The organism is Vulcaniibacterium thermophilum, from assembly GCF_007923255.1.
GTDB classification, from domain to species: domain Bacteria; phylum Pseudomonadota; class Gammaproteobacteria; order Xanthomonadales; family Xanthomonadaceae; genus Lysobacter_F; species Lysobacter_F thermophilum.
This window is the reverse complement of the sequence record NZ_VOHJ01000008.1, coordinates 81,706-91,057: the sequence shown is the minus strand read 5'-3', so window position 1 is coordinate 91,057 and position 9,352 is coordinate 81,706. Positions and strand designations below refer to the sequence as shown.

General features: G+C 71.7%; 7 protein-coding genes and 1 other RNA gene. All 8 read right to left on the bottom strand.

The annotated features are described in order from the left end of the window. Positions 1 to 466: 466 nt before the first annotated feature. Positions 467 to 1,903 carry a DNA polymerase Y family protein gene (locus FQY64_RS05330; protein WP_146472662.1) on the bottom strand — a complete coding sequence of 479 codons (1,437 nt, stop codon included), beginning with the start codon at positions 1,901 to 1,903 and terminating at the stop codon, positions 467 to 469. Between the two features lie 191 nt (positions 1,904 to 2,094). After that, positions 2,095 to 2,745 (bottom strand): ribose-5-phosphate isomerase RpiA, encoded by a 651-nt coding sequence (gene rpiA, locus FQY64_RS05325; protein WP_146472661.1) that lies wholly within the window; start codon positions 2,743 to 2,745, stop codon positions 2,095 to 2,097. A 65-nt stretch (positions 2,746 to 2,810) separates the two neighbouring features. Then, complete coding sequence (locus FQY64_RS05320; RefSeq protein ID WP_146472660.1) at positions 2,811 to 3,287, bottom strand: EVE domain-containing protein; 477 nt, start codon at positions 3,285 to 3,287, stop codon at positions 2,811 to 2,813. Next, positions 3,284 to 3,880, bottom strand: a complete 597-nt coding sequence (locus FQY64_RS05315) for a 5-formyltetrahydrofolate cyclo-ligase (protein WP_146472659.1) — start codon at positions 3,878 to 3,880, stop codon at positions 3,284 to 3,286. The genes FQY64_RS05320 and FQY64_RS05315 overlap by 4 nt, the downstream gene beginning before the upstream one ends. A 42-nt stretch (positions 3,881 to 3,922) precedes the next feature. After that, a non-coding RNA gene (gene ssrS / locus FQY64_RS05310) (6S RNA) lies at positions 3,923 to 4,109 on the bottom strand. An 86-nt stretch (positions 4,110 to 4,195) separates the two neighbouring features. Continuing rightward, entirely contained in the window at positions 4,196 to 4,507 is a 312-nt protein-coding gene (locus FQY64_RS05305) for a cell division protein ZapA (protein WP_146472658.1), read from the bottom strand. Then, complete coding sequence (locus tag FQY64_RS05300) at positions 4,504 to 4,725, bottom strand: TIGR02449 family protein (protein WP_146472657.1); 222 nt, start codon at positions 4,723 to 4,725, stop codon at positions 4,504 to 4,506. The genes FQY64_RS05305 and FQY64_RS05300 overlap by 4 nt, the downstream gene beginning before the upstream one ends. Before the next feature lie 31 nt (positions 4,726 to 4,756). Next, the gene (locus FQY64_RS05295; RefSeq protein WP_146472656.1) at positions 4,757 to 9,289 is read right to left on the bottom strand and encodes an EAL domain-containing protein; all 4,533 of its coding nucleotides are present in this window, start codon (positions 9,287 to 9,289) and stop codon (positions 4,757 to 4,759) included. Positions 9,290 to 9,352 lie beyond the last annotated feature (63 nt).

Below are 9,352 nucleotides of genomic sequence, written 5' to 3'. Positions count from 1 at the left end.
AAATGCACCGCCAGCGCCAAGGCACAGGCGCGCTGCCAAGCGATCGCCCCGCCGCCCCGCGCCGGCGGCGCGTGCCCTCACCCCAATCCCCCAGCCGGCCCGCCGCAGCGCGGCGGCGTTCGTCGGTGCGTGTACCGCCGGCTCGCAAGCGCGCCCGCCCCGCCCCGCGAGCGGAAGAGGGGGTAATGAGCCGGGCCCTTCGGTGTGTCGTTGGTGCGCGCGGCGCACCAACGCTGCGACATCGCCAGCGTCGGTGTGTGGCCCTCGTTCCAACCCCGCTCCTGCGAGCGGGAGCGGGGCGATGGGGCGTCGGTGTGGGGCCTTCACGCCAACCCCCTCGTCCGGCCCGCCGCAGCGCGGCGGCGTTCGTCAGTGCGTGTACCGGCGGCTCGCAAGCGCGCCGCCTCACCCCGCAGGCGGCAGAGGGCGGGGTTGCTCTGGCCGGGCGGCCAGCGGGGTCGCGGGCTCAGAGCAGCGGCTGTTCGATGCCGTCGCTTTCCGTGGGCCGTATGCCGGCATCGGGGCGCCGCGTGCGCTCGCTCTGACGGTGGGTGCGCTCGGCCAGCACCCTGAACTGGTTCTGGCGACGGTGCATCAGTTCGTCCGCGCTGGCGATCACGTCGAACTCGGGTGGCTGCGCGCCGGCGTCGAGCTCGGTGGCCGGTTGGGGGATGGTCTGGAATGGGATGCGCATCGGCGCGGCGTCGTGGGTGATGGCTTCGGCCATCGCGCCGTAGAAGACCGCGTTGTTGCCGTAGCGGCGGTTGATGGCGTCGAGTGCGCGGGTGATCGCCTGCGCGCGTGCGCGGGTGGGGATCAGTTCGCCGCTGATCGCGTCCGCCGGCTCGAGTCCGACCAGCGTGACCGCCACCGAGAGCGGCGGGTGTCGCCTCGGATCCCAGCGGCCGCGCTCGATGTGGCCGCGCAGGGCATCGAGCTCGCGGCCGAGCATCTGCAGCAGCGAGGGGGTGTCGTCGAGCGGCGCGAAGTTCAGATCGCGCTCGAACCGCCGTTCGAGCCCGAGCATCCGCAGCCGGATCGCGAGGCCGCTCGCGCGGTAGCCCTCACGGCGCAGGCGCATCGCCGCTTTGGCGAGCAGCTTGAATGCCACCGCGCGTGCGCCCTCGTAGCTGCGGAGTTCCGGGCCGAGCACGTGCGAGTGGCCGATCGAACGCTTGCGGTCGCCGCGGGAAGCGGCGACCTCGTGACCGCGCAACTGCATCCAGAAGCGATCGCCCTCCACGCTGCCCCAGGCGAGGCGGAGCTGCTGGCGGGAGGCGGCGCACAGTTGCTCGACGGTGCGAATGCCGGCGCCGCGCAGGCGGTGCTCGATGGATGGGCCGATGCCGCACAGGTCGCGCAGCTCGAGCCGGTGCAGCGCGTGCGGCAGGTCGGCAAGCTCGATCACCGTGAGCCCGTCCGGCTTCTGCATGTCCGACGCGGTCTTGGCCAGGAACTTGTTCGGCGCGATGCTGATCGAGCAGCGGATCGCACCGTCGAACCGCTCGTGCAGCGTGCGCTTGATGCGCTGGGCGATCGCCTCGGCGTTCGCGCGTTCGCGCTCGCGGCCGAGCAGCCAGCACGGCACCTCGTCGATGGATTCGGGTTCGCCGTGCGGGATGCAGTCGGCGATCGCCGCCATCGCCTGATGGTGGATCTCGACGTAGCGCGCCGGGCGCGCGAGCACGAGCGTGAGCTCGGGGCACCGCGCCAGCGCCTCGCCGACCGCCGTGCCGGTGCGGATATCGAACGCCTTCGCCTCGTAGCTGGCGGCGATGCAGCAGGTGGTCTCGGCCATGACCGGCACGACCGCGATCGGGCGTCCGCGCAACTGCGGCCGGTCGAGCTGCTCGACCGAAGCGAAGAAGGCGTTGAAGTCGACGAACAGGCAGCGCAGGGTCATGCAGGTCGTCCGCGCATGGGGCGGCAGTATCCCGCCCGCGCGTCGCAACGGCGGAAGCGACGTTCAGGATGGCGCTGCCGCGTCGCGGTGCCTGCGACGGCGGACGCTCAGCATGCCAGGAAGTCGGGGCAGGCCCGGCGCGTCCGCGTGCCGTTGGCCGCGGACGTTCGCGTGTCGACGTATTGGGGGCGTCAGTCGAGGATCTGCGGCGGCTCGCCGCCGACGATCACCACGTCCGCCGGGCGCCGTGCGAACAGGCCGACGCTGACCACGCCCGGGATCTGGTTGAGCTGCGCTTCCAGCGCCACCGGATCGGTGATGCGCAGGTTGTGCACGTCGAGGATCCAGTTGCCGTTGTCGGTGACCACGCCCTCGCGCCACACCGGCTGGCCGTCGGTGAGTGCGACGATGCGCCGCGCCACCAGGCTGCGCGCCATCGGGATCACTTCGATCGGCAGCGGGAAGCGGCCGAGCACGTCCACCCGCTTGCTCGGATCGATGATGCAGACGAAGCGCTCGCTGGCCTCGGCGATGATCTTCTCGCGCGTGAGCGCGGCGCCGCCGCCCTTGATCAGCCGCTTGTGCGGATCGCACTCGTCGGCGCCATCCACATACAGCGCGAGCGGCCCGGTGGCGTTGAGATCGAGCACGTCGATGCCGTGCTGGCGCAGGCGCTGGGTGCTCTGCTCGGAACTCGACACCGCGCCCTGGATGCGATCCCTGATGCGGGCCAGCGCATCGATGAAGTAGGCGACGGTGGAACCGGTGCCGACGCCGACGATCATGCCGTCCTCGACATAGTCGATGGCTTTCTCGGCGGCCAGACGCTTGGCTTCGCTCATGGTGGGCGGGACTCAGGAGTGGGGATTCGTCGAGCACCGAGACGAACGAGGTGTACGCCTCGGTTTCACTCGCTGCGCTCCAGATTCAGCAGGAACTTCCATTGCGCCGCGCTGACCGGCAGCACCGACAGGCGGTTGCCGCGGCGGATCAGGGCGAAGTCCTCGCCGAGCGCGTCGGCGTGGCGCTTGATCTCCTCAAGCGGAATCACGCGTTCCAGCTTGCGCTCGAAGGCGACGTCGACCAGGTCCCAGCGCGGGTTCTCGCGCGTGCTGCGCGGATCGTAGTAGTCGGAGTTGGGATCGAACTGGGTCTCGTCGGGGTAGGCGGTACTGGCCACCCGCGCGATGCCGGCGATGCCGGGGACGTCGGTGTTGGAATGGTAGAACAGCACGCCGTCGTCGACCTGCATCTGGCGCATGAAGTTGCGCGCCTGGAAATTGCGCACGCCGTTCCACGGCTCGATGCCGACGCGCGCCAGATCGTCGATCGAGAACGTATCCGGCTCGGACTTCATCAGCCAGTAGCGGCGGCGCGGGGTCATGCGGGGATGGAGCGGCAGTCGTGGGTGGTCGATTCGGTGCAGACCGCGTCGAGCGCGACATCCCAATCGCTGGGCTGCAGAGTCTCGACGCGCTGCGCGTCGAACGCCGCGCCCACCAGCCAGGGCGGCGCGGCGCGCTCGCGGCGGAACGCGAAGCTGCGATCGTACCAGCCGCCGCCCATGCCCAGCCGGTGGCCGCGGGCGTCGAATCCGACCAGCGGCAGCACCACCAGTGTCATCGCCTCGGCATCGAGCAGCGATCCGGACGCGACGTCGGGCTCGGGAATGCCGTGACGGTTGGCCACCAGCGGATCGCCCGGTCGCCACGGCGCGAAGCGCAGGCGGCCGTCTTCGTGCAGCACCGGCAGGCAATAGACGCAGCCGCGCGGCAGGCCGAGCTGCCAGGCGTGAAGCGCGATTTCGCCGTCCATCGCCCAGTAGCCGGCGACGTAGCCCTGATGCGGCGCGAACGGCAGCGCGAGCAGGCGCGCGGCCAGCGACTGCGCGGCGGCGATGCGTTCGGGAACGGTGAGCGCGCGGCGTGCGGCGCGCAGCCGCGTGCGCAGATGGCGACGGTGTTCCGGTGTCGTCATGCGCGGCAGGCGCCAGGGCGCGCCTGCGCGCGGGAAAGAAGGAAGTCCTCCGCCGATGCCGATGCGTGCGAAACGACCTTGAACCCGAGGTTCAAGTGGGGACGCCGGGAAGCCATCGGGCTTTCCGCTTCAGGGCGGACATGCACGCCAGGCATCCGCTGCGTTCCCGAGGTCGTCGTTAAGGAACAAGGCGAATGTTTGCGCACGCCGTCGCGCACAGCAGAGGACGTGGGCGCAGTATAGCGCCGCGGCAGGTTAATGCGAGATGTGCGGCGGTCAGGATCGTCGTGACGCCGCGTTTCGCCGCAACGTGCGTCAGCCCGGCGTGCGCGGTTCGAACAGACCGTCGAGCTTGCGCTGCAGCTCGCCGAGACTGCGCGCCAGCTCGCGGTCCTTGCTTTCGCTGTCGGCGCGCAGTTGCAGCAGTTCGTGGGCGAGGTTGAGCGCGGCCAGCACGGCGACGCGATCGAGGCCGACCATCCGGTTGCTGCCGCGGATCTCGCGCATCTTGGCGTCCAGCAGGCGCGCGGAGGCGAGCAGCGCATCGCGCTCGTCGGGCGCGCAGCCCACGGTGTATTCGCGGTCGAGCAGGCGGATGCTGACGGCCTCGCTGGCCTTCGCGGTCATGTGTGCTGCTCCAGCGATTTCAGGCGGGCGATCATCGCCTCCACGCGACTGCGCGCCTGCTCGTTCTTCGCCAGCAGCGCGGAGCGTTCGATCACGAGCTGCTCCTGCTGCTGGCGCAGGCTGCGGTTCTCGTCCTGCAGACGGCGCACGCGGTCGGCGAGCTCGTCGACCCGGGCGGTGAGGGCCTGAAGCTGGGCGAGCAGTTCGGCGCGTTCCATGGGGCGAGGATACCGCAGCGGCGGGGTCGGATCAGGCGGGGGCGAGCGCGGCGGCGGCGGCGGGTTTCCAGTTGCGCAGGAAGGCCAGGCATTGCGCGGCTTCCAGCGGCTCGGAGATCCAGAACCCCTGCACCTCGTGGCAGCCGTGCTGGCGCAGGAACTCGAGCTGCGCGCGCGTCTCCACCCCTTCGGCGATCACCTTCAGGCCGAGCGAATGCGCCATCGCGATCACGGTGGCGGTGATCGCCTCGTCCTCGGGATCGGTGGTGAGGTCGCCGATGAACGCCTTGTCGATCTTCAGCGTGTTGATCGGCAGGCGTTTGAGGTAGGCCAGCGACGAATAGCCGGTGCCGAAATCGTCGATCGCAAGGCCAACGCCCAGGTGGCGGAAGCGCTGCAGGGTGACGGCGTTCTGTTCGGCATTCGCCATCAGCACGGTTTCGGTCAGCTCCAGCTCCAGGCATTCGGCCGGCAGCCCGGATTCGGCGAGGGTGGTCGCGACCGTGTCGGCCATGCTGCCGCGCTGAAGCTGCAGCGCGGAGACGTTGACCGCCACGGTGAGATCGTCGAGCCCCAGTTGGCGCCAGTAGCGCAGCACGTGGCAGGCCTCGCGCAGCGCCCACTGGCCGATCTCGAGGATCAGCCCGTTCTCCTCGGCCAGCGGCACGAAGATCGCGGGCGGGATGTCGCCGTGCTCGGGGCTGTTCCAGCGCAGCAGCGCCTCCACGCCGGTGATGCGGCCGCTGGCGAGGTCGAGCTTGGGCTGGAACACCAGCCGCAGTTCGTTGCGGTCGAGCACGTTGCGCAGGGCGGCGGCGATGGTGGCGCGCCGCCGCGTCGCCAGATCCATCGCCTCGGTGTAGCGCATGTAGGTGCGACGCCCGGCGGCCTTGGCCTGGTACATCGCGGTGTCGGCGTACTTCAGAAGGTCGGTCGGGACCTGGGCGTGGTCGGGATAGAGGGCGATGCCGATCGACGGCGACATCGACACCTCGAGCCGGTTGTCGATGCTCAGCGGCTCCTCGAACGAGCGCAGCAGCTCGTTGGCGATGCGCTCGGCCTCCTCCGGCGTCTGCAGGTTCTCCAGCACCACGGTGAACTCGTCGCCGCCGAGGCGGGCGACCGTGTGCGGCGGCCCCAGCGCCTGCTGCAGCCGCGCGGCGGTGGCGCGCAGGATGCGATCGCCGGTGGCGTGGCCGAGCGAATCGTTGATGTCCTTGAAGCGGTCGAGGTCGAGGAACAGCACCGCGACCCGGTGGCCGTGCCGGCGCGCGCGCACGATGGCGCGCGAGAGCCGCTCGGCCAGCAGCGTGCGGTTGGGCAGGTTGGTGAGGGTGTCGTAGTTGGCGAGGTAGCGCAGTTCCTGCTCGGTGCGCTTCTGTTCGGTGATGTCGCTGAGCACGGCGACGTAGTGGGTGCGCCGGCCCTCGCTGTCGTGCACCGCGGTGGTCTGCAGCCAGCAGAGGAACTCGCTGCCGTCCTTGCGGCGCTGCCACAGCTCGCCGGCCCAGTGGCCGTGGGTGACCAGATCGGCGCGGATCTGCAGGTAGAAGCCCGGCTCGTGCTGGCTGCTGTCGAGCAGCGCGGCCGGCTTGCCGATGATCTCGTCCTCGCTGTAGCCGGTCATGCGCGAGAACGCGGGGTTGCTGGAGACGAAGCGGTAGTCGAGGTCGATCACCACCACCGCCTCGGCCATCGAGCGCAGCACCTCGGTGGCGATGCGGCGGTCGCGCTCCTCGCGCCGGCTGAGGGTGATGTCGCGCACGGTGCCGGCCACGCGCAGCGCGCGGCCGTCGGCATCGCGTTCGACCACGCGGCCGCGGGTCCGGACCCAGCACCATTTGCCTTCGCGCCCGCGCACGCGGTGCTCGGAGACGAACTCCGGCGCCTCGCCGGCGAGGTGCTGCTGCAGCCGTTCGGCGACGGCGGCCGCGTCGTCGGGGTGGATCTCGCGGTTCTCCATCGTGCTGGTGAGCACCGCGATCTCGGGGGTGCCGCTCTGATCGTGCACGCGCATGCGGTGCACTTCGCCGCTGCGCAGGTCGTAGTCGAAGAACTGCTCGCCGGAGCCCCACAGTGCGAGCTTCAGACGTTCCTCGCGCTCGCGGATCTGGCGGAAGTAGTCGCGCTCGAGCTGGCGCCGGCGGTGCAGGTTCAGGCCCAGCGTCGCCAGAGCGGCGGCCGCAAGGCCCAGGAACACCAGCAGCGCGACCGGATGGCGCCACCACGGCGGCGCCACGTGCACCGGCATGCGCAGCTCGGTGCTGCTCCACACGCCGTCGCGGTTGGTGGCCTGCACGCGCAGGGTGTAGCGGCCGGGCGGCAGGCGGGTGTAGGTGATGTCGGGACGCTCGCCGTTGTCGATCCAGCCGAGGTCGTAGCCGTCCATGCGATAGCGGTAGCGGATGCGCGCGGCCGGCGCGAAATCGAGCGCGCCCACCCGCAGCCGCAGCAGGCCGTCGCCGTCGGGGACTTCGATGCGGCTGATCTGCCAGGGCGTTTCCTCGCGGTGCGGCGCGGTGGCGCCGATCGACACCGCGAGCACGCGCAGGGGCGGCACATAGGCGGAGTCGCCGACGCGGCGCGGGTCGAACAGGTTGACCCCGCGCACGCCGCCGAGCACGAGCCGGCCGTCGGCGAGCGCGGTGGCGGCGCCGCCGTTGAACTCCAGGTCCTGCAGGCCGTCGGCAAGGCCGTAGCGGCGCACGTGGCCGGTGGCGCGATCCAGCCGCACGATGCCGCCGTCGGTGCCGAGCCAGAGCCGCCCCGCCGGCGCTTCGAGGATGGTGAAGACCACCGGCGCCGGTTCGTTGCCGCCGGCCGCCTCGGCCAGCGGATGGGTGAACTGCACGCGTCCGTCCGCGCCGGTCTGCAACTGGCTGAGGCCGGTGTGGGTGCCGATCCAGAGCGTGCCGTCGGCCGATTCGTGCAGTGCGCGCACCAGATTGCCGGCGAGGCTGAGCGGGTCGTCGACCGCGTGGCGGAACAGCCGCGGCGCGGCGCCGGCACGCTCGATCAGCGCCAGCCCGTCGCCGGTGCCCAGCCAGACGCGGCCGCGGCGGTCCTCGAGGATGGCGTGCACGGTCGGGTGCGCGAGCGCGCCGCGCCCGCCCTCGCGGTACGGGTAGTGGGTCACGCTGCCGGACCCCGGGCGATAGTGCAGGGCGCCGTGCTGGTCGGTGCCGATCCACAGGCTGCCGTCGCGTGCGGTGCGCAGGCTGCGGATCGCCGGGCGGCCGTGCGCGCCGAGTTCGACCGCGCGCACCCGCAGCGTGCGCGGATCCATCCACAACAGTCCGCCGAACGAGCCCAGCCACAGCCCGCCGTCGGGCGCCGGGGCGAGCGCGGCGACGCGCAGCGGGCCGCCGGCCGCGCCACGCGGCAGGTGTTCGCTCATGTCCTCGAAATGCGCGGACGCGAGGTCGTAACGCAGCAGCCGGGCCTCGTCGGTGGCGATCCACAGCGCGCCGGCGGCGTCCTGCAGCAGCGCGCGCACGCTGTCGCCGTCGTAGGCATTGCGGCGCGAGCCGGTGTCGTCCACCGCGTAGACGAAGCGCGCCCCGCGCGGGTCGGTCACCGCCACGCCGCGCAGTTGGCCGCCCACCCACAGCATGCCGCCGTGGTCGATCATCAGGGCGCTGGCGGAGTTCTCCGGCAGGCTGGCGTCGAGGTTGCGCTGGGCGCGAACGGCCTCCACGCGGCCGCTGGCCGGGTCGTAGCGGCGCAGGCCGTCGTAGGCGGTGGCGAACCACAGCCGGCCGTCCGGCGCCTCCGCCAGCCAGCGCGCTTCCTGCGCCGGCTCCTCCCCCAGCGGCCAGCGCCGCGTCAGACCCGTGCGCTCCAGGCGGTAGAGGCCGTCGGCCATGCCGATCCACAACCGGCCGCGGCGGTCGCGCAGCAGGCTGCGCGCGGGTCGCGCCGAGATCCGCTGCACGCCGACGTCGGTGACGCGATAGACGCCGGCATGACTGGCGTACCAGACGGCGTCGGCGCCGTCCGGCAGCAGGGCCGCCAGCGGGTTGAGCCGCAGGGTTTCGCTGGGCAGCGTCAGCAGCCGCCTGCGGGTGCCGGTGGCGATCTCGATCCGCTCCAGCCCGCTCAGCGTGGCCACCCACAGCCAGCGCTCCTGGGCGAGCAGGGCCCGCACCTGGCGGCTGGTGTAGCCGCCGGCCGCCGGTTGCAGCCGCGTCACGCGGCCGTCGCGCAGATCGAGGCGGGCGACGTACTGCGACTGGGTGCCGACCCACAGGCCGTGTTCGCCGTCGAGCTCGAGCGCGGTGACGAAGCTCTCCGGCAGGCTGGCCGGATCGCGCGGGTCGTGCCGGTAGGCGACGTAGCGCTGGCCGTCGAAGCGGTGCAGCCCGCCCTGGGTGCCGACCCAGACGAACCCCTGCCGATCCTGGCGCAGCGCGGTGACCGCATTGGCCAGGCCGCGTTCGCTGCCGAGCCGGGCGAAGTAGAACTCGCGCACCGCGGCCGCCGCGTCCGCCAGCAGCAGGCCCGCCAGCAGCACCAACCCTGCGCCGATCCGTGCGGCGTACCTGGCGAGGTTCGTCGATCCCACGCGCTCTGCCCCTGCTTGAGGGGGAAGTGTATGCCGATTTGTCGGCGCGCAAGGGCCTTTCCT